Consider the following 19,998-nt stretch of genomic DNA (forward strand, 5'->3'; position numbering starts at 1 on the left):
CGTACCCCGGTCAGCCGCGCACGACGAGCAGCGGCACGGTCAGCTCGGCGGCGGTGTCCGACCCGTGGTACGCCACCAGCTTCGACGCCATCGGCCGCTCGGTGCGGCTGGCCATCACCGCGTAGGTGTCGTTGCAGGTCACCACCACATCGCCGATGCGACCCAGGTGGTCCTCGGGCACCGGCCCGAACCAGCCGGTGGCCACCACCTCGTCGCGGGTGCGTACCCGCGCGGCGTCGCCGAGGACTGCCGACCAGGCGGCCACCACGTCGTCGAGCGCGCCCGGCACGACGTGCAGGTACCGCACCCGGGCCTCACCGGCGACCACCCGGATCCCGTCGCGCAGGCGGCTGTCGGTGTCCAGGTCGAAGCGGTGCGCGGCGGGGATGTCGAGCTGGCCGTGGTCGGCTGTCACCAGCAGCGCCGCGTCCGGCGGGAGCCCGTCGACCAGCCGGGCGACAAGCGCGTCCACCTCGGTGGCGGCGACCCGCCAGGGCACCGAGTCGACGCCGCTGACATGGCCGTGCCGGTCCAGGTCGGCGTGGTAGCCGGAGACCAGCGTCGGCCCGGAGCCAGCGGCCAGCGCGGCCAGCATGGCGGCGGCCACCGCGTCCCCGCCGGCGGCGCCCCGGAAGTCGCCACCCCGGTTGGCGGCCAGTGTCAGCCCGCTGCCGCCGAACTCCGGCCGACTCACCACTGTCGTCGTCACACCGGCGGCGCGGGCGCGCTCCAACTGGGTGGTCACCGGCTGCCAGCTCAGCGGCGACGGATCCCCGGCCCAGTCGGTGTGGGTGAGCACCCGGTCCGCGCCGGGCACCCGCACGGTGAAGCCGAGCACCCCGTGCGCGCCGGCCGGCACGCCGGTGCCCAGCGACACCAGGCTCGTCGGGGTGGTGGACGGGAACCCGGCGATGAGCGGCCGGCCCACCGTCGCGGCGAGCCCGGCGAGCGTCGGCGCGTACGGGGCGGCGGTCGGCACCTGGTACCAGCCGAGCCCGTCGACAAGCAGCACGGCGATCCGGCGTACCCCGGCCAGGGTGGGGGCCAGCCCGAGCGGGTCGGCCGAGCCGGGCACGCCCAGCACGGCGAGCGCGCTGGGCAGCACGTCGGCGAGACGGCCGCCGCCGTGGTCCGGCCCGAGGACGGCCAGCGGCGCCGGGGTCGGCGAGTCGCTCATGCCGGTCGGCGGGCGAAGAGGTGCAGTTGGGCGGCCAGGTCCCGGTACGGCGGTTGGGCGGCCAACGCGCGTTCCAGCTCGACCACCGCGGCGGACTGGCCGTCGGCGACCGCGGCCGGCAGCAGGTCGGCCAGCACGCGTACCCCGTGGATCTCCTCGACGACCAGCCCGGCGGCGCTGAGCAGCGCGGCGGCGCCGGGGGCGTCGTAGCGCCGGCGCAGCGTGTCGCGCGGCCCGGCGGTGCCGGCCGGATCGGCGGCCAGGGCGGTCGCCACGTCCAGGTGCCCGTTCATCGCCCGGCCCAGCACGGCGGCGGCCCGGCCGGCCACCAGCACACTTGCCGCGCCGCCGGGACGCAGCGCGGTGGCCAGCGCGGACACCACAGGCGTCGGGTCGTCGACCACCTCCAGCACGGCGTGGCAGAGCACCAGGTCGACGCCGGCCGGTTCGACAAGCCCGGCGAGGGCGTCACCGTCGCCCTGCACGGCGGCGATCCGGTCGGCCACCCCGGCCTCGGCGGCCCGGCGGGTGAGCGCCGCGAGGGCGTCGGGGCTGGCGTCGACCACTGTGACGCGGTGCCCGGCGCGGGCCAGCGGGACGGCGAAACCGCCGGTGCCGCCGCCCACGTCGAGCACTGTCAGCTCGGCGTCGCCGCGTCGGTCCAGCTCGGCGCGGAGCACCGACCAGATCACTGCGGTACGGGGTGTCAGCGGCGGCCCGGCGAACCGGCCTCGGGTCTGCTCCACCCGGACGAGCCTAGTCACCCGGTCCAGTCAGCCCTTACGGCCGGTGGTGGCGATGCCCTCGACGAAGTGCCGCTGGGCCAGGAAGAACAGGATGATCATCGGGATGGTGGCGAGCACGCTGCCGGCGAGCACGATCTCCCACTGCTGCTCGCCGCCGTAACCGAACCGGTCCAGCACGACCTTGAGCCCGCGCGGCAGGGTGTAGAGCTGCTCGTTGCGCAGGTAGATCAGCGGTTTGAGCAGGTCCGTCCAGCTCGCCTTGAACTCGAAGACGAAGGCGACGAGCAGCGCCGGCCGGATCAACGGGAAGGCCAGCTTCCAGAAGAGCTGCGGGTAGCTCGCCCCGTCCATCCGGGCGGCCTCGAAGTATTCCCGGGGCAGCGACAGCAGGAACTGCCGCAGCAGGAAGATGTAGAACGCCGAGCCGAACAGGTTGCCCGCCCAGAGCGGCACCTGGGTGTCGGTCAGGCCCAGGTTCGACCAGATCAGGTACGTCGGGATCATGGTCACCGCGAACGGCAGCATCATGGTCGCCAGCACGAGCCCGAAGAGCAGGTTGCGGCCGGGGAACCGGAAGTAGGCGAAGCCGAAGGCCACCCAGGCGCTGGAGAGGGTGACCGCCGCGGCGGCGGCCACGCCGACCACCACACTGTTGCCGAACCAGGTCAGCAGCGGCACCGCCTGCCACGCCTCGGCGTAGTTCTCCGGGGCGAACGGGGTGGGCAGGAAACCCGGGGCGAAGACGTACTCGCGGGGGCGTAGCGAGGCGCTGACCAGCCAGACGAACGGCAGCATGAAGACCACCGCGGCACCCACGAGCGTCACCACGAAGAGCGCTCGCTGCCAGCGAGGCCGACGGCCCTCCACGGCCGCCGACCGGGGCGCCGCCGGCCGGCCCGGCGAGATGCCGGACACCGGCGACGCGGCGCCCCGCTCGACGGCGGTGGTCACGACACGGCCCCGGCCGCCGGGTCCTCCTCGGCCCGGGACCGCCGAGCGTTGGCGACCGGGCCGTCGGTGACCTGGTATTCGCGCGGCTCAAGGTGCTGCTCGGGCACCCAGCCGGCGGTCAGTCGGGTGCGTCGCGCGTTGGCCACGCCGTTGTGGCCCATCATGCCCGTCACTTGTCTTCTCCCTCGTAGTACACGAACCGGTTGCTGAGTTTCACCTGTATCAGAGTGATGATCAAGATGATCACGAAAAGCAGCCACGCCATCGCCGACGCGAAGCCCATGTGCAGGAACTGGAACGCCTCCTGGAACAGGTGGATGACGTAGAAACTGGCCGCGTCGCTGTTGAAGGAGTTCTGGGTCTGCCGGTTGCCGAAGTACATGGTGTAGACCTCGGTGAACATCTGCAGCGACGCGATCGTGTTGACGATCAGCGTGAAGAACAGCGCGCCGGAGATCATCGGCAGGGTGACCGAACGGAACCGCGCCCACGGGCCGGCGCCGTCGATGGCCGCCGCCTCGTACAGGTCACGGGGCACGTTCTGCAACGCGGCCAGATAGATGATCACCGTCGAGCCGAGGCTCCACAGACTCATCAGGATGATGCCGGGCATCACCCAGTGCGGGTCGGTGGTCCAACTCGGACCGTCGAACCCGACCAGGCCCAGCGCCCGGTTGATCAGGCCGTCCTGGGTGTTGAGCAGCAGCAGGAAGAGGATGCCGACCGCCACCGCCGGGGTCATCACCGGCAGGTAGAAGACCGTCCGGAAGAAGCCCTGCAGCCGGCCGACCCGCTTGAGCAGCAGCGCCAGCCCCAGCGAGATGAGCATCACCAGCGGCACGTGCAGAGCCGTGTAGTAGACGGTGTTGCCGAGACTACGGGCGACCGCCGGGTCGCTCATCAGCTCCCGGTAGTTGTCCAGCCCGGTGTACTCCGGTGGGTTGATCACGTCGTACTCGGTGAAGCTCAACCAGAGGCTGGCGACCATCGGCCCGGCGTAGAAGATCAGGAACCCGATGATCCAGGGCGCCAGGAAGAGGTACGCCCAGCGGGCCTCCCGCCGGGCCAGCGGCGTACGACGACGCCGGCCCGGGGCAGGAGCGGTGACGGTGGCCATCTTTGGCTACTTCGCGGCCTTGTCGAGGGCCGCGGTGGCCTCCTGCTGGGCTCGCTGCAACGCCTGCGCGGGCTGGGCCTGGCCGGCGAGCACCCGGTTGACCGCGTCGTAGTACGCCTTGTCGAACTCGGCGCCGGCCGGTGAGGCGGGCAGCGCGAACGCGACGTCCTGCACCGAGCGGATGGTCGCCACCGCGTCGTCGAAGCGCTTGTTGCCGGTCGGCTGGTACAGCTCGTCGAAGATCTTCTTGTCGGCCTCGGCGTTGGCGGTGTAGACGCCGGTGAACGGCTGGCCGGCGGCCTTGCGGGCCTGCACCCGGGCCTTCGCGGCGGCCACCCAGGTGTCGGTGGCGGTCATCTGCTTGACGAACGCGCACGCCGCGTCCGGGTTCTTCGCACCCTTGGTGATCACCCAGGCCTGCCCACCGGACTGGGTCAGCGGCTTGCCCTGCCGGTCGGTGAACGGCTTGACCACCAACTCGGCGTTCGGGCTGTTCTTGGCGGCCTGGTTGAGGAACCACTCCTCCATCGGCCACGCCACGATCTGGTTCTTGGACAGCGGGTTCTGCGCGCCGAAGAAGTCGAAGGTGTCCCGGAAGGACTTGAATTTGCCCCAGCCGCCCTGCTGCTGGATGAGGTTGACCCCGGTGGTCAGCGCCTCGATCACCTTGGGGTCGTCCAGCCTGGCGGTGCGGCCGTCGGCGGAGAGCATGTCGACACCGTTGGCCTTGGCCCACATCGGGAGGAACTCCGGGACCTTCGGGTCGATGCCGATCCGGGAGAGCCGACCCCCGGAGACCGCGGCCAACCGGGCGTTGAGCGCGGGCAGCGCCGCCCAGTCGGCCAGGTTGACCTGGTCGGCGGTCAGGCCGGCCTGCCTGAGCAACCCCTCGTTGAGGTAGACCACCCGGACGGTGGAGAACTCCGGAATGCCGTAGACGGTGTCGTCGAGGGTGACCTGGGCGCGGGCCGCCGGGCGGTACTGGTCCAGGTTGATGTCCTGCTTCTTGACACAGTCGGTGAGCGGCTGGATCGAGCCGCGCTTGGCGTACGTGCCGATCAGCTTGCGGTCCATGTAGACCAGGTCCGGCGGGTTTCCGGAGGCGACTGCGGAGAGGAACTGCTGCTCGTCGAAGGCCCCCTCGGTGACCTTCAGGTCGACGTCGGGATGGTCCCGCTTGAACGCGTCGACCCGGGTGGTGGCGATCTCGTCGGAGAAGCCGAAACCCATGGTGCTGAGCGCGCCCTTGGTGGCGGTGCCGCCTCCCGTGTCGCCGCCACCGCCGCCGACTCCTCCGCAGCCGGCGAGCGCCAGGGTGAGCACCCCGGCGAACGCGGTCGCCCGCAGTGTCCGTGCCATGCGTCCTCCCGAGTCCACGCGCGCCACATCGCCCGCGTGACCTGCACTTCTCCTCATTACGCGAACCTCAAACGTGATATTTGGGTAGGCGCGCGGTCACCGGAAGTCACGGGAGGCGGGGCTGACCGGTGGCTCGATGGCGTCCAGTCGGTCGGCGACCAGGTTGGTCACCCCCTCGTGCCGCTGCAACCGCCCCCGCACCACGAGCGCGGCGCTGGTCCGGGCCACCCGCCGGTAGCGCTGCCACAGCCCGGGCGAGCAGGTGACGTTGAGCATCCCCGTCTCGTCCTCCAGGTTGAGGAAGGTGACCCCGCCCGCGGTCGCCGGACGTTGCCGGTGGGTGACGATGCCGCCGACCCGGATCCGTTGCCCCGGCTCCACCCGGCCCAGCCGGGCGATCGGCACCGCGCCGAGCACGTCGAGCTGACCCCTGATGAACCGGGCCGGATGGCTCTCCGGGGACAGCCCGGTGGCCCACACGTCGGCGACCAGCCGGTCCACCGCCTCCATCCCGGGCAACGTGGGCGCCGCCGCGCCGGTCACCGTGCCGGGCAGCCGGCCCGGCCGGTCCTGGGCCGCCGCGCCGGCAGCCCAGAGCGCCTCCCGCCGGGTCAGCCCGAAACAGGCGAAGGCGTCCGCGGTGGCGAGCGCCTCCAGTTGCGCGGCGGTGAGACCGACCCGCCGGGCCAGATCCGGCATGTCCCGGTACGGCCCACCGGCGTCCCGCTCGGCCGCGATCCGCTCGGCCACGTCGGCGCCGAGGGTCCGTACGCTGGACAGGCCGAGTCGGACGGCCGGGCCGCCCAGCCCCCAGGCGTGCGGCGGCTCCCCCGGCCCGCTGCCCCACCGGGTGTCCGGGGTGGACTCCAGCACCGCCAGAGCCCCGCTGGCGTTGATGTCCGGGCGGCGGACCTCCACCCCGTGCCGGCGGGCGTCGTCGACAAGGGTCTGCGGCGAGTAGAAGCCCATCGGCTGGGCGTTGAGCAGCGCCGCCAGGAACGGCGCCGGGTGGTAGCGCTTGAGCCAGGAACTGGCGTAGACCAGGTAGGCGAAGCTCATCGCGTGGCTCTCCGGGAAGCCGTAGCTGGCGAACGCGGTGAGCTTGCGGTAGACGTCGTCGGCCAGCTCGCCGGTGATGCCCCGCTCGGCCATCCCGGCGTAGAGCCGGTCGGCGATGCGGGTCATCCGCTCGACCGAGCGTTTGGCGCCCATCGCCCGGCGAAGCTGGTCGGCCTCGGCCGCGTCGAAGCCGGCCAGGTCGATGGCGAGCTGCATCAACTGCTCCTGGAACAGCGGCACACCCAGGGTCTTCTCCAGGGCGTTGCGCATCAGCGGGTGCGCGAACGTCACCGGCTCCTGGCCGTTCTTGCGCCTGATGAACGGGTGCACCGAACCGCCCTGGATCGGGCCGGGCCGGATCAGCGCCACCTCGACCACCAGGTCGTAGAACTCGCGGGGCTTGAGCCGGGGCAGGGTGGCCATCTGGGCGCGGCTCTCCACCTGGAACACCCCGACCGAGTCGGCCCGGCAGAGCATGTCGTAGACCTCCGGGTCGTCCAGGGTCATGTCACCCAGGTCGAGGCTCTCGCCGATCATGTCGTAGCCGTAGTGCAGGGCGGAGAGCATGCCGAGGCCGAGCAGGTCGAACTTGACCAGGCCGACCGCGGCGCAGTCGTCCTTGTCCCACTGGAGCACGCTGCGCCCGGGCATCCGCCCCCACTCCACCGGGCAGACCTCGATCACCGGCCGGTCGCAGATCACCATGCCGCCGGAGTGGATGCCCAGGTGCCGGGGGAACGTCTGCAACTCGTTGGCGTACTCCACCACCTGCTCGGGGATGTTCTCGACGTCGACCGTGGCGACCGAGCCCCACCTGTCGATCTGCTTGCTCCAGGCGTCCTGCTGCCCGGGTGAGAAGCCGAACGCCTTGGCCACGTCCCGCACCGCCGACCGGGGCCGGTAGGAGATGACGTTGGCGACCTGGGCGGCGTGTTCCCGGCCGTAGCGGGTGTAGACGTGCTGGATCACCTCCTCCCGGCGGTCGGACTCGATGTCCACGTCGATGTCCGGTGGGCCGTCGCGTTCCGGGGCGAGGAACCGCTCGAAGAGCAGCCGGTGCCGGACCGCGTCCACATTGGTGATCCGCAACGCGTAGCAGACCGCCGAGTTGGCCGCCGAACCCCGACCCTGGCAGTAGATGTCCTGCTCACGGCAGAACGTGACGATGTCGTAGACCACCAGGAAGTAGCCGGGGAAGCCCAACTCCTCGATCATGTTCAGCTCGTGGTCGAGTTGCGCGTACGCCGCCGGGTGCGCCTGCGGCGGCCCGTAGCGCTCGTGCGCACCGTCGGCGGTCAGCTTGCGCAGCCAGCTCATCTCGGTGTGCCCCGGCGGCACCGGGTACGCCGGCAACTGCGGCGCGACGAGCTGGAGGTCGAAGGCCAACTCGGCGCCGAACTCGGCGGCCCGAGCCACCGCACCCGGGTACGTGGCGAACCGGGCCGCCATCTCCGCGCCGCTGCGCAGGTGGGCGGTGGCCGCGGCGGGCAGCCACCCGTCGATCTCGTCCAGGCTGCGGCGGGCCCGGACGGCGGCGACGGTGGTGGCCAGCCGACGCCGGCCAGGGCTGGCGTAGTGCACGTTGTTGCTGGCCACCGTCGGCAACCCGGCCGCGGCGGCCAGCCCGGCGAGCGCGTCGTTGCGGTCGGCGTCGATGGGATGACCGTGGTCGGTCAGCTCCACCGCGACCGTCTCCGCGCCGAAGAGCGCGGTCAGCCGGTCCAGCTCGCGGGCCGCCGCGTCCACCCCCTCGGTGAGCAGCGCCCCCGGCACGTGCCCCTTGCGGCAGCCGGTCAACACCAGCACGTGGTCGCGCAGCTCGGCGGCGACCTCCTCCAGGTCTCCGTAGACCGGGCGGCCCTTCTCCCCGCCGCGCAACTGGGCGCGGGCGATGGTGGTCGCCAGCCGGGCGTACCCCTCGTGGCCGTGCGCGAGCACCAGCAGGTGCGCGCCGTGCGGGTCGGGTTCGCCGTTCTGCGGGCCGGGCAGTCCGAGGGACAGCTCCGCGCCGAAGATGGTCGGCAGGCCCAAGGTGCGAGCCGCCTCGGCGAACCGGACCACCCCGTAGAAGCCGTCGTGGTCGGTGACGGCGAGCGCGGTGAGCCCCAGCCGGGCCGCCTCCTCGGCCAGCTCCTCCGGGTGACTGGCACCGTCGAGGAAGCTGAAGTTGGTGTGCGCGTGCAGCTCCGCGTAGGGCACCACCTCGTCCGGGCGGGTCAGCTCCGGTGGCTGGTACTGCTCGCGCCGACGGCTCCAGGCCGGGGAGTCGCCCCCGTCGGCGTCCACGGCGAGCGGGTCCACCACGTGCAGGTGCCGCTCCTCGCGCGACCGCCCGCCGCCGGAGCCGCCCGACCCGCCGGAGCCGCCGCCGGCCCGCCCGGAGAGCACCCGCTCCAGCTCCGACCAGGGCATCTTCGGGTTGTGGAAGCTCATTCCCGCACCCCCGCCCTGATCGACTCGACCTCCGGGAAGTCGGGCTGTCCGGGGCGGCGGGACACCCCGACTTCCGGAATGCCGAGTCGATCAAGCCCGGCTGGACGCTCAGTCATAGATCGCCTCCACCAGCCACTGCCCGGCCTCGACGGCGAGCAGCAGGGCGGCGCCGTCGGCCAGGCAGACCTGGAACCGGGCCCGCCGCCGCGCCTCGGCCGGGGCCCACCACCGCTCGTCCACCGGCCACGGGCCGACCCAGCCCACGATCTCCGCCGGCCGGCCGGCACCGACCACCAGCCGGGCCGGTGGGGCGCTCACCGCCAACCGCGCGCTGATCACCACCGGCTCGCCGGCGGCGTCGTGCACCGTCGCGGCGAGCGGGCTGGGCAGCACCACCGCCGGTGCGGGCGCCGGCAGCCGGCCGGGCCACGGCGGCACCCCGCCCGCACCGCGGTCGGCAGGCCGACCGGCACCGACGGCCCGGCCACCGCCGCTGGCGATCGACTCGCCGGGCAGCCGCGCCGGGCCGGGACGCGGGATCGGCTCGCCGGGCAGCCGCGCCGGGCCGGGACGCGGGATCGGCTCGCCGGGCAGCCGCGCCGGGCCGGGACGGGTGGGGAGGCGTTCGTCGCCCCACGGCACCAGTCGCACCTGGTCGGCCGGGGAGCGACCACCGCCGAGCACCGCGGTGACCACCGCCTCCGGGCCGAGGATGCCCTGCACGCGGCTCAACGCCCGGTGTGCCCGTTCCCGCTCCTCGCCGGCCTCCCCCCACAGGCCGGCCTGGAGACCGGCCTGGGCGATCACCCCGGCCGGGACCAGCCGCAACCGGATGATGCCGGCCGTCGGCCGGGCCGGTCGGGCCCCGGTACGACCGTTGCTGCCGGAGAGCCAACCGTCGAGCTGCCAGCGCACCCGGTCGGCGATGGCCGCGGCGGTGAGCAGGCCGTCGTGCCGCCACACCCGGTGCAACTCCTGACCGTGCTCGGTGACCGCCTCGATGCCGAGCCGGGTGCAGGCCAGCCCGTGCCCGGCCAGCCCCTCGTGCAACTGCTCGGCCAGCGCGCGGGCCGCGAACGCCGCCGCGTCGACCCGGTCGATCGGTTCGTCGTACCCAGCGGTCACCGTCAGGTCGGCCGGTGGCTGCCGGACCGCGAGCGGGCGGTGGTCACGCCCGGCCGCGAGCCGGTGGGCCAACGCTCCGTCGAACCCGAACCGGGCCAACACGTCGCCGGCCGGCAACGCGGCGAAGTCGCCGAGGGTACGCACCCCCAGCCGGCGCAGCAGGTCGGCCAGCGCCGACCGGCCGAGCGCCTCGACCGGCAACCCGGCCAGGAACTCCGGTGTCCCGCCCGGTGCCACCACCCGGCCGGCGCGGGCGGCCAACCCGGCCGCGAACACCCCGTCGGCGATGCCGACCTGGCTCTCCACCAGGCACGACTGGGCGACATGCTCGATGATCCGCTCGGCGGCCGCCTCCTCGCCGCCGAGGTAACGGCCCGGCCCCCGGGCGGCCACCGCGCAGGCGCCCGGACGGACCACCTCCACGCCGGCGACCAACTCCTCCACCGCGGCGACCACCGGCTCGAACGCCCGGGCGTCCCGGCCTGGGTCGTACTCCACGACTGTGAGTTGCGGGCAACGACCCTGCGCCTCCCGCTTACGCAGCCCTCGGCGTACCCCCTCGGCGCGGGCCCGCTCGGAGCAGGCGACCACCCGGTTGGCGTGCAGCACGGCGACCGGGCCGGTCGCCGGCACCCCGTCGACGATCTCGGCGGCGAGCACCGGCCAGTCTGGGCACCACAACAACAGAGTGCGTGCCGGAGAACCGGTCACCCCCGACCGACCAGGGCGAGCGGCGTGGCCGGTCGGCCCACGGTCGAGGGCACCGAGCGGGGAATGACCCGGGTCAGCTCGTCACCCGGGAGCCAGACCTTGATCTCCTTGGGTCGGGCGGCCGCACCGCGCCCACGCGCCGAGACGGTGACCTCCCGGCGGCGCAGCCGCCCCCGGCCCTGACCGAGCCCTTCCCACACTCCACGGACCACCTGCAGTGTCACGTCCGCGCCGTCCCACCGGCCATACGGGACGAGCACGCTGCCGCGCTGCCGGGCCCGCGCGGCCAACCGGGTGGCGACCGAGGCGGAGACCGTGGCCGGCACTGTGGTGACCACGACGTCCACCCCGTCGATAAGCGCGGCGACCACGGTGGCCCACTCCGGGCCGGGATTCGGCACCAGGGCCAACCGGTCCAGGGCGATGCCCAGCTCGGCGGCCGCACCCGCACCGAACGTCGGCACACCGACCACGGCGCACCACGAGCCGGCCCGGGACGCCTCGGCGAGCAGGGCCAGCATCAGCGAGGTGCCGCCGCTGCGCTGGGGCTGGCCGGCGGCAACCGCGATGGTGCTCCCCCGGCGCAGGCCGCGGTTGGGCAGCAGACCGGTCAGCTCGGGTGCCACCGGCAGCACCCGATGGCCACCGACCGGGTCGGGTGCGCTCGCCGGGCGCACCAGATCGGCAAGTGCGGCGGAACCGACCACCATGCGGCCCGCCATTGGACCAACCCCCCGTCGTTGCTGTGGATCACATTCAGGACCGGCACGCCGTGCCACCGGCCGCCCGGCTCCCCCCGCGGGGCGGTCGGTGGCACGGCGGGATCATGCGGCGAGGCCGTCCAGGGCCGGTTGGTGGGCCATACCCAGCGCGGTCTCCACCACCGTGACGAACTGTTCGGCGGCGCGGAGCAGGTCGTCGGCCTCCCGGGCGCTGACCACCCGGGGGATGCCGGCCTCGGCGGCGGCGCGCTTGCTGGCCCCGGCGGCGAAGAATCGGGACCACTCGTCGAGCTCCGGAGCGACGGCGCAGAGGAGGACCCAGACGCTGGTGATCCGGTTGCGCCGGCTCGGCGCGGGCCGGGCCCGGGCGGCGAGCAGGGCGGCCGCCGCGCGCAGCGCCGCCAGGTGGGCAGCCGCGTAGCGCAGACCGTCAGGTCGGGTCTGGCCGGCCTCGACCAGCCCGCGCCGAGCCAACATGAGGAGCTGGGCGGGGGTGCGGTGCGGCAGCACGTGCGCCGGCACCGTCGGTGCCTGGGCCGGGTTGGTCGGCATGGGTGTCTCCTCCACGTGGCCGGGCGTCGCCTCGGCGCATTGGTGCCGCCGACGAGACGCCGAGGTCGGGTGGTGCGGAGGAAGACGCACCGGGTGTGGCCGGCCGGGTGTGGACGCTTCCCCACACCACACCCGGCCGGCGTACCGGCGGGTGCGTCGCCCGCTGCCCGGGGGTCGTGGGCGGCGGGCGACGCTCCTGCCTGTCGGGACCAGGCTCGCGACTGCCCGGAAACCCAGGTGCGGCCCGCGGAGCCGCACCGCCCAGAGCTGGCGCCGCGAAACGCCGCGCTCCGGCTGGTTGGAACGGGCGTTCGAGGCAATCGAACACTCGTTCTAACTGCTGCTGACAGTACACCTCCCCACCGACGAAAATGCAACGTGTGACGCGCCGGCCGTGCCGGCCGGCTGAACCGGGCCCCAGCGGACCGGGAAGAATGGCGGGATGCAGCCACACCCGAACGTACGGGCGGTGCAGGACGCGCTCACCGCCGCCGGCACGCTCGACGGCGCCGGTGAGCCCAGCACGATCCGCCTGCTGCCCCACGCGGTGCCCACCGCGGCAGCCGCCGCCGAGGCGCTCGGCGTCGAGGTCGGCCAGATCGCCAACTCGTTGATCTTCGACGCGGACGACACGCCGCTGCTCGTGCTCACCTCCGGCGCGCACCGGGTGGACACCGCCGGCCTGGCCGCGTCGATCGGGGTCACCCGACTGCGCCGGGCCACCCCGACGTTCGTCCAGGCGCACACCGGGCAGCCGATCGGCGGGGTCGCCCCGCTCGGGCACCCGCACCCGCTGCGCACCCTGGTGGACACGGCGCTGGCGACGTACCCCGAGATCTGGGCCGCGGGCGGCGTACCGCAGGCGGTCTTCCCGACCACCTACGCCGAGCTGCTGCGGGTCACCGCCGGCAGCCCGGCCGAGGTGGCGTGAACGAGCCGACGAGCAGGGACAGCAGCGAGGCGCCCCCGCCGCGAAGCGGTGACGTGAGCACAGCGCCGGAGCTGGTCACCCTGCACGTCTGGCGGACCTCCCCCGGCACGCTGCCCCGGGCGCTGACCCGGATGGCGGTGGACCCGCGCCGGCTGCGGGCCCTCCCGGGCGCCCGGTTCGGCAAGCTGCTGGGCACCGGGACCGGCACCGGCTTCGGGCCCGGCGACGCCGACCTGACCCGGTGGGCGGCGCTGACCGTCTGGGACTCCCCCGCCGCGGCGGCCGGCTTCGACGACTCGCCGGTCGGCCGCGCCTGGGCCCGCATCGCCCGCGCCCAGGCCCGGGTCGACCTGCGTCCGCTGACCAGCCGGGGCGAGTGGTCCGGCCAACGACCGTTCGGCGAGCCCGCGGGCGGTCGGGTCACCGGCCCGGTGCTGGCGCTGACCCGGGCCCGGTTGCGGGTCCGCCGGGCGGCCACCTTCTGGCGGGCGATCCCACCGGTGGCCGCCGCCCTGCGCGACGCGCCCGGGTTGCTGGCCCGGTTCGGGGTCGGGGAGGCACCGCTGGGTTGGCAGGGCACGGTGAGCGTGTGGCGCGACCCGACAGACCTGGTGGCGTTCGCGTACCGTCACCCGGAGCATCGGGCGGCGATCATGCGAACCCCCGCCGCGGGCTGGTACGCCGAGGAACTGTTCGCCCGGTTCGAGGTGCGCGACGTGGTCGGCGACCGGACGGTGCTCGGCTGGGTGGCCGACGGTCGCCCCGAAACGGTGAAGGGTGGACGGGCATGAGGTTGGTGCGCTGGACGCCGGACGATCTCGTCCGGCGGCTGGACGACGTGGTGGCCGTCTACGGCGAGGCGATGGGATACCGCACCGACCTGCTGGAGGCCCGGCGCGGCTACATCGCCACCCACGTCCGCCGGCCGGGTTTCCGGGCGGTCGCCAGCCTGACCAGCGAGGGGCACCTCGCCGGCTTCGGCTACGGCTACCTGGGCGCCTCCGGTCAGTGGTGGCACGACCAGGTGCACCGGGCACTGGACGCCCCGACCCGCGAACGCTGGCTCACCCACTGCTTCGAGGTGGTCGAGCTGCACGTCCGGCCACCGGCGCAGGGCCACGGCCTGGGCACCGGCCAACTGCGCGCGCTGCTCGGCATGGCCGAGGGCGAGACCACGCTGTTGTCCACCCCGGAGGCCGACGAGCAGACCTCGCGGGCCTGGCGGTTGTACCGGCGCTTCGGCTTCGTCGACGTGCTGCGCAACTTCCACTTCCCCGGCGACGAGCGACCGTTCGGCGTACTCGGTCGGGATCTGCCACTCGAGCCACCGGCGTCATGACCCGGCGGATCTCCTGGACGCTGCTCGCCGTCCTGGTGCTCGCCCAGATCTGCTACCCGCTCACCACCGGCGCCACCAGGGCCGGGCTCACCGTCGCCACCGTCGTGCTCGGGTGGCTGCTCTCGGTGGGCCACGCGCTGCTCAGCCGGGGTCCACGGGTCGCGGCGGCGCTGGTCACCGTGGCCACCGGCGGTGGGTTCGCGATCGAGGCGATCGGGGTCGCCACCGGTGTGCCGTTCGGCAGCTACGACTACTCCGGCGAGCTGGGCCCCAAGCTGGCCGGAGTGCCGCTGATCATTCCGCTGGCCTGGACCTGGATGGCCTGGCCGGCCTGGCTGGCGGCGGTCCGGCTGACCGGCGGCAGCGCACCGGCCGGCGGTGGGGCGAGCGCCGGCCGCTGGGTGGGGAGGATCGCGCTGGCCACCGTGGGGCTGGCCGCCTGGGACCTCTTCCTCGACCCGCAGATGGTGGCCGAGGGTTACTGGCTGTGGCGGGACGCCACCCCCGCGTTGCCCGGCCTGGCCGGCGTTCCGGTCAGCAACTACCTGGGCTGGCTGCTCTTCGCGGTGCTGATGATGAGCGCGCTGCGCCCGCTGGCCGGGCCGGCCGCCGAGCACACCGACCGGCGGGACGACCCGATGGTCGGGCTCTACCTGTGGACGTACTTCTCCAGCATCCTGGCCCACGCGGTCTTCCTGGACCTGCCCGCGTCGGCGCTCTGGGGGGCCGCCGGCATGTCGGTGACCGCCGTCCCGCTGACGGTGACCCTGCTGCGCGCCCACCGGGGCCGGGACACCCGCCGGGAGGACCACCAGCCGCACCGCCCCGGCGTCGACGCGACCCGATGACCGTCCTGCTCGCCCTGCTGCTCGTCGTCGCCGCGCTCACCGGGCACACCTGGGTCAACGCCGCCGGATGGCTGCGCCGACCCACCAACCGGCCGGATGACGTCGACGAGCCGGTGGCCGTGCTGCTGCCGCTGCGCGACGAGGCCGCCCGGGTCACGCCCTGCCTGCGCGCCCTGCTCGCCCAGCGTGGCGTGCCGGGGCTGCGCGTCGTGGTCCTCGACGACGGGTCCACCGACGGCACCGCAGACGTGGTCCGCGCGGTGGCCGGCGACGACCCCCGGGTCACGCTGCTCACCGGGGTCGCCCCGCCGCCGGGCTGGCTGGGCAAGCCGCACGCCTGCTGGCAGCTCGCCACCCGGGCCGACCCGGACGCCACAGCGCTGGTCTTCGTCGACGCCGACGTGGTGCTCGCCCCGCACGCGGTCGCGGCGGCCGTCACCGAGCTGCGCGCCGCCCGCGTGACGCTGCTGTCGCCGTACCCCCGGATCGTGGTGGCGACGGCGGCCGACCGGCTGGTGCAGCCGCTGTTGCAGTGGCTCTGGCTGACCTTCCTGCCGCTGCGCGCGATGGAGCGCTCGTCGCGGCCGTCGCTGGCCGCGGCGGGCGGCCAGTTCCTGGTGCTGGACCGGGCCGGCTACACCGCCGCCGGCGGGCACGCGGCGGTCGCCGACAGGGTCCTGGAGGACGTCGAGCTGGCCCGGGCGGTCAAGCGGGCCGGTGGGCGGATCGCCCTGGCCGACGGCTCACGGCTGGCCACCTGCCGGATGTACGACGACTGGCCGCAGCTACGCGACGGGTACTCGAAGTCGCTCTGGGCGTCGTTCGGGCATCCGGGCGCCGCGGCGGTCGTGGTGGCCGCGCTGCTGCTGCTGTACACCGCCCCACCGCTGATCGCGCTCGGGGGTGTGGCGGCCGGCGCGCCGGGGGTGGCCGCCGTGGGCCTGGCCGGTTACCTGCTCGGGGTGGCCGGACGGGTGCTCACCGCCCGCGCGACCGGAGGCCGGTGGTGGCCCGACGCGCTCGCACACCCCGTGTCGGTCGTGGTCCTCGGTTGGTTGACTCTGCGGTCGTACCATCTGCGAAAGCGACGCCGCCTGACCTGGCGGGGCCGCCCGGTCAGCTAGGAGGGCGCGGCATGGCGCGGATCGTGGTCGTCGGCGCCGGGGTGGGTGGCCTCGCCACCGCCGCCCGGCTGGCCGCCACCGGGCACCAGGTGACCGTCTTCGAGGCCGCCGACACGGTCGGCGGCAAGCTCGGTCGGTACGCGCACGACACCCCGGCCGGCCCGTTCCACTTCGACACCGGGCCGAGCCTGCTCACCCTGCCCGAGGTGTTCCACGACCTGTTCGAGGCGACCGGGGCGAAGCTCGACGAATACCTGGACCTGGTCCCGCTGGACCCGATCGTCAGGCACGTCTTTCCCGGCGGCGGCCCCACCCTGGACTCCTGCGCCGACCCGGTGGAGTTCACCACCCGGATCGGTGCCGCCCTCGGCGACCGGGCGGCGGCCGACTGGCAGCGGCTGTGGCGCCGCGCCGAACGGGTGTGGCGGGCCTCCGAGCGCGACATTCTGCGCCGTAGCGTCGACTCCCCCCGCGATCTCGCGTCGCTGGCCTGGCGGCTCGGCGACCTGGCCGCCATCGCCCCGGGTCGCACCCTGCGCGGGTTGGGCCGCGGACGCCTGTCCGACCCGCGGCTGCGGATGCTGCTGGACCGGTACGCCACCTACACCGGCGCCGACCCCCGCCGGGCGCCGGCGGCGCTTGTCGCGGTCCCGTACGCCGAGCTGGCCTTCGGCGGCTGGTACCTGCGCGGTGGGCTTGGCACACTCGCCGACGCGCTGCTCACCCGCTGCCTGGACCTCGGCGTGGTGGTGCAGACCGACGCCACTGTCACCCGGATCGACGCCACCGGCGGCCGGGTGCACGGGGTGCGCCTCGCCGGCGTCACCGCGCCGGTGCCCGCCGACGTGGTGGTGGCGAACGTGGACGCGCTCACCGTCTACCGTGACCTGCTGCCGCATCCGCGTCGGCTGGCCGCGCTGACCGACCGCAGCCTCGCCGGTTTCGTGCTGCTGCTCGGTGTCTCCGGCAGCACCGGGCTGGCCCACCACACCGTCTTCTTCCCCGACGACTACGACGCGGAGTTCGACGCGGTCTTCGGAAACCCCGGGCGCGGCGTACGGGCCCGGCCGGCGGTCGACCCGACGGTGTTCGTCACCGTGGCCGACGACCCGATGGTCCGTCCGGCCGGACACGAGGCGTGGTTCGTGCTGGTCAACGCGCCCCGCCACGGCAACGCGGCGGGCGCTGTCGACTGGCGACGCCCGGGGCTGGCCGACGCGTACGCCGACCGGGTCCTGGAGGTGCTGGCGCGGCGCGGCGTGGACGTGCGCGACCGGCTGCTGTTCCGCGAGATCCGCACCCCCGCCGACCTGGGCGCGGCGACCGGCGCGCCGGGCGGCTCGATCTACGGCACCGCCGGCGGGCTGCTCCGCCCCGCCAACCGGGGCCCGGCGAACGGGCTGTGGCTGGTGGGCGGCTCCACCCATCCGGGCGGCGGGTTGCCGATGGTGACCCTGTCCGCGCAGATCGTCGCCGACGAGATCGGCCCCGCCTGGTAGGGCCCGCCGCTCAGCCTGCGTCGAGCAGCGCGCGCCGGATGCTGGAGAGCAGTTGCCCGAGGCCGAAGCCGGCCAGCAGCACCCACACCGCGGTCGCCATGGTGATGGTGCCGGCGGCCAGGTCCGCCTCGATCAGCCCGGCCAGCCCGGCGACCACCAGGCCGGCCAGCGCCACCGAGACCCGGGTGGGGCGTTCCCCGACGGTGACCGCGCCGATGTCGCGCATGCCGGCGGCGACCGCCCGGGCCCGCACGTACTCGTGCAGCCAGGACAGCGCACCGCCCGCGACGACAAGCGCGCCCGGCGCGCCGACCAGCCAGAACGCCAGCAACCAGGCCACCTCACCGAGCCGGTCGGCGACCGAGTCGTAGACGTAGCCGAGCCGGGTGGTGCGGCCGGTGGACACCGCCACCGCACCGTCCACGCTGTCCGCCACGGCGGCGAGCAGCACGAACAACGCGCCGAGGAACGGCCCGTCTCCCGGCCGGGTGACAAGCAACGGTACGCAGAAACAGAGCAGCACCCCGACCACGGTGACCGCGGTGGGGCTGACCCGCAGCCTCCCCAGCACGTACCCGACGTGGTACGCGAACCGCAGCCAGGCGCGGACCACCGGCGCCGCGACCCGGGGGTCGAACCCGCCGTGCAGCCGTGCCCATGCCGTGGCGTACTGGTCCCAGTTCAGCTGTGTGCCCACCACGGATCAACCGTCGTGCCGGGCATCAGGTGTCGCGGGCTGGGCATTCACACCCGCGCGCCGGCCTTCAGGTTCTGCCAGACCTCGCGGGTCGCGGTGGACCGGTTGAGGGTGATGAAGTGGATGCCCGGCACGCCCTCGTCCAGCAGTCGGCGGCTCATCTCGCTGGCCTGCTCGACACCGAGCCGGCGGACGGCCTCCGGGTCGTCGGCGACCCGCTCGAAGCGGGCCGCCAGCGCCGGCGGGAAGGGCGCACCGGAGAGCTGCACGGACCGCTCGATGGTGCCGATCTGGGTCACCGGCATCACCCCGGCCAGGATCGGGGTGTCGCAGCCGGCGGCGGCCACCCGGTCCCGTAGCCGCAGGTAGTCGTCGGCGTCGAAGAACATCTGCGTGATCGCGAACTCGGCGCCGGCCCGGCACTTGCGGACGAAGTGCGCGGTGTCACTTGCCACGTCGGGTGAGCGGGGGTGCTTGTACGGGAAGGCCGCCACGCCCACGCTGAAGTCACCGGCGTCGCGGACCAGGCGGACCAGGTCCTCGGCGTAGTCCACGCCCTCGGCGTGGCGGATCCACTCACCGCCCGGGTTGCCCGGCGGGTCACCGCGCACCGCCAGCACGTTGCGCACCCCCACCCCGGCGAGCCGGCCGATCACGTGCCGCAGCTCGGCGACGGAGTGGTTGACCGCGGTCAGGTGGGCCATCGGCAGCAGGGTGGTGTCGGTGGCGATCCGTTCGGTCACCGCCACTGTGGTGTCCCGGGTCGAACCGCCCGCACCGTAGGTGATCGACACGAACGACGGGCGCAGCGACTCCAGCTCGCGGATGGCCTGCCAGAGCAGCGTCTCGCCCGCCTCGGTCTTGGGCGGGAAGAACTCGAACGAGAAGGTCGGTTGGCGCTCACGGATGAGCTCCCCGATCGCCGGCTGCGGATTGGGGAGTACCGAGGGAAGACCGAGCGCCACGACCCGACTCTAGCGGGCGACGCCACCACGGCCCAGGAGCTTTCCACCTCGCGGTCACCTACCGCACCGCCTGCCGGTTCCGGCGGGCGGAAGGCGTCGTACCCCGGAGGTAGGAATGGGTGGCGTGGGAGGGGCGGCGGGGGCGGCGCCCGGGTCCGCGCGGGGGTCAGCAGCACGCGGTGACGCCGGTCCCACCCGGGTTGTGGGCGGGCGGGGCGACACCGCGCCGACGCCCGCCAGGAGGACCCATGACCCCGCCCCGATCGCCGCGCCCGGCGCAGCTCGGCCCACTGCTGGCCCGGCGCCGGCTGGCCCGTGGCTGGAGCCAGCAACGCGCCGCCGCCGAGTTGTGCGCCGCCGCCGGGGTGCCGACGGTGAGCCGGCACGAGGTGTCCCGGTGGGAACGACAGCGTCGTGTTCCCGGCGGGTTCTGGCTCGGCTGGCTCGCCGTCGTCCTGGACGTGCCGCTGGTGGCGCTCGCCGAGGCCGCCGCGGCCACCCGCCGGGCCGGCTCGACGCGAGCCCCCGGACCGGGCCGCACGGCGGCGGTCGGCACGCGACCGGCGGGGCGCACCGGTCCCGGCCGCGCCGACGGGACCACGCGTGGCGGTAGGGCGCGGACCGCGCCGACCCGCTAGCGTCG

19 protein-coding genes are annotated in these 19,998 nt (G+C 74.3%); 7 read left to right on the forward strand and 12 right to left on the reverse strand.

Translation table 11 applies throughout. The features are described from left to right. Positions 1–10: 10 nt before the first annotated feature. The 10 genes from AB0F61_RS20185 to AB0F61_RS20230 form a co-directional block, all read right to left on the reverse strand. Entirely contained in the window at positions 11–1,177 is a 1,167-nt protein-coding gene (locus AB0F61_RS20185) for a nucleotide pyrophosphatase/phosphodiesterase family protein (RefSeq protein WP_357811793.1), read from the reverse strand. Further along, positions 1,174–1,941: a methyltransferase domain-containing protein gene (locus AB0F61_RS20190; RefSeq protein WP_357811795.1), complete on the reverse strand. Its 768-nt coding sequence runs from the start codon at positions 1,939–1,941 to the stop codon at positions 1,174–1,176. The genes AB0F61_RS20185 and AB0F61_RS20190 overlap by 4 nt, the downstream gene beginning before the upstream one ends. Before the next feature lie 9 nt (positions 1,942–1,950). Next, positions 1,951–2,874 carry a carbohydrate ABC transporter permease gene (locus tag AB0F61_RS20195; protein ID WP_357811797.1) on the reverse strand — a complete coding sequence of 308 codons (924 nt, stop codon included), beginning with the start codon at positions 2,872–2,874 and terminating at the stop codon, positions 1,951–1,953. Next, positions 2,871–3,047, reverse strand: coding sequence for a hypothetical protein (locus AB0F61_RS20200; protein ID WP_357811799.1), 177 nt, complete (start codon positions 3,045–3,047; stop codon positions 2,871–2,873). Before AB0F61_RS20200 ends, AB0F61_RS20195 begins: the two co-directional genes overlap by 4 nt. Continuing rightward, complete coding sequence (locus tag AB0F61_RS20205; protein WP_357811802.1) at positions 3,044–3,991, reverse strand: sugar ABC transporter permease; 948 nt, start codon at positions 3,989–3,991, stop codon at positions 3,044–3,046. Before AB0F61_RS20205 ends, AB0F61_RS20200 begins: the two co-directional genes overlap by 4 nt. Before the next feature lie 6 nt (positions 3,992–3,997). Continuing rightward, the gene (locus tag AB0F61_RS20210) at positions 3,998–5,350 is read right to left on the reverse strand and encodes an extracellular solute-binding protein (protein WP_357811804.1); all 1,353 of its coding nucleotides are present in this window, start codon (positions 5,348–5,350) and stop codon (positions 3,998–4,000) included. Positions 5,351–5,446: 96 nt separating this feature from the next. Then, positions 5,447–8,842, reverse strand: a complete 3,396-nt coding sequence (locus tag AB0F61_RS20215; protein WP_357811806.1) for an error-prone DNA polymerase — start codon at positions 8,840–8,842, stop codon at positions 5,447–5,449. A gap of 108 nt (positions 8,843–8,950) precedes the next feature. Then, a complete protein-coding gene (locus tag AB0F61_RS20220) occupies positions 8,951–10,678 on the reverse strand; it encodes a DNA polymerase Y family protein (protein ID WP_357811808.1) in 1,728 nt (575 codons plus the stop codon). After that, a complete protein-coding gene (locus AB0F61_RS20225) occupies positions 10,675–11,400 on the reverse strand; it encodes a hypothetical protein (RefSeq protein WP_357811810.1) in 726 nt (241 codons plus the stop codon). The genes AB0F61_RS20220 and AB0F61_RS20225 overlap by 4 nt, the downstream gene beginning before the upstream one ends. Before the next feature lie 102 nt (positions 11,401–11,502). Beyond that, positions 11,503–11,952 (reverse strand): SAV_6107 family HEPN domain-containing protein, encoded by a 450-nt coding sequence (locus AB0F61_RS20230; RefSeq protein ID WP_357811812.1) that lies wholly within the window; start codon positions 11,950–11,952, stop codon positions 11,503–11,505. A 442-nt stretch (positions 11,953–12,394) separates the two neighbouring features. Here AB0F61_RS20230 and AB0F61_RS20235 point away from each other — a divergent pair, with 442 nt between their 5' ends. The 6 genes from AB0F61_RS20235 to crtI are packed head-to-tail and all read left to right on the forward strand — an operon-like array spanning position 12,395 to position 17,693. Beyond that, positions 12,395–12,883, forward strand: a complete 489-nt coding sequence (locus AB0F61_RS20235) for a YbaK/EbsC family protein (RefSeq protein ID WP_357811814.1) — start codon at positions 12,395–12,397, stop codon at positions 12,881–12,883. A 53-nt stretch (positions 12,884–12,936) separates the two neighbouring features. After that, on the forward strand, positions 12,937–13,674 hold the full coding sequence (locus AB0F61_RS20240; RefSeq protein ID WP_357811816.1) for a monooxygenase: 738 nt from the start codon (positions 12,937–12,939) through the stop codon (positions 13,672–13,674). Then, positions 13,671–14,222 carry a GNAT family N-acetyltransferase gene (locus AB0F61_RS20245; RefSeq protein ID WP_357811818.1) on the forward strand — a complete coding sequence of 184 codons (552 nt, stop codon included), beginning with the start codon at positions 13,671–13,673 and terminating at the stop codon, positions 14,220–14,222. The genes AB0F61_RS20240 and AB0F61_RS20245 overlap by 4 nt, the downstream gene beginning before the upstream one ends. After that, complete coding sequence (locus AB0F61_RS20250) at positions 14,219–15,070, forward strand: carotenoid biosynthesis protein (protein ID WP_357811820.1); 852 nt, start codon at positions 14,219–14,221, stop codon at positions 15,068–15,070. The genes AB0F61_RS20245 and AB0F61_RS20250 overlap by 4 nt, the downstream gene beginning before the upstream one ends. Beyond that, complete coding sequence (locus AB0F61_RS20255) at positions 15,067–16,194, forward strand: glycosyltransferase (RefSeq protein WP_357811822.1); 1,128 nt, start codon at positions 15,067–15,069, stop codon at positions 16,192–16,194. Before AB0F61_RS20250 ends, AB0F61_RS20255 begins: the two co-directional genes overlap by 4 nt. Positions 16,195–16,205: 11 nt before the next feature. Beyond that, entirely contained in the window at positions 16,206–17,693 is a 1,488-nt protein-coding gene (gene crtI, locus AB0F61_RS20260) for a phytoene desaturase family protein (RefSeq protein ID WP_357811824.1), read from the forward strand. Positions 17,694–17,703: 10 nt separating this feature from the next. Here crtI and AB0F61_RS20265 read toward each other — a convergent pair whose 3' ends face one another. Together AB0F61_RS20265 and metF are read right to left on the reverse strand one after the other, a co-directional pair. Further along, on the reverse strand, positions 17,704–18,393 hold the full coding sequence (locus AB0F61_RS20265) for a CDP-alcohol phosphatidyltransferase family protein (RefSeq protein ID WP_357811826.1): 690 nt from the start codon (positions 18,391–18,393) through the stop codon (positions 17,704–17,706). Between the two features lie 44 nt (positions 18,394–18,437). Further along, complete coding sequence (metF, locus tag AB0F61_RS20270; protein ID WP_357811829.1) at positions 18,438–19,355, reverse strand: methylenetetrahydrofolate reductase [NAD(P)H]; 918 nt, start codon at positions 19,353–19,355, stop codon at positions 18,438–18,440. Between the two features lie 248 nt (positions 19,356–19,603). On the opposite strand from metF, the gene AB0F61_RS20275 reads away from it, so the two are divergent. Continuing rightward, complete coding sequence (locus tag AB0F61_RS20275; RefSeq protein ID WP_357811831.1) at positions 19,604–19,993, forward strand: helix-turn-helix domain-containing protein; 390 nt, start codon at positions 19,604–19,606, stop codon at positions 19,991–19,993. The last annotated feature ends 5 nt before the right edge of the window (positions 19,994–19,998 follow it).

This window comes from Micromonospora sp. NPDC023888, from assembly GCF_040639415.1.
Classification (GTDB): domain Bacteria; phylum Actinomycetota; class Actinomycetes; order Mycobacteriales; family Micromonosporaceae; genus Micromonospora.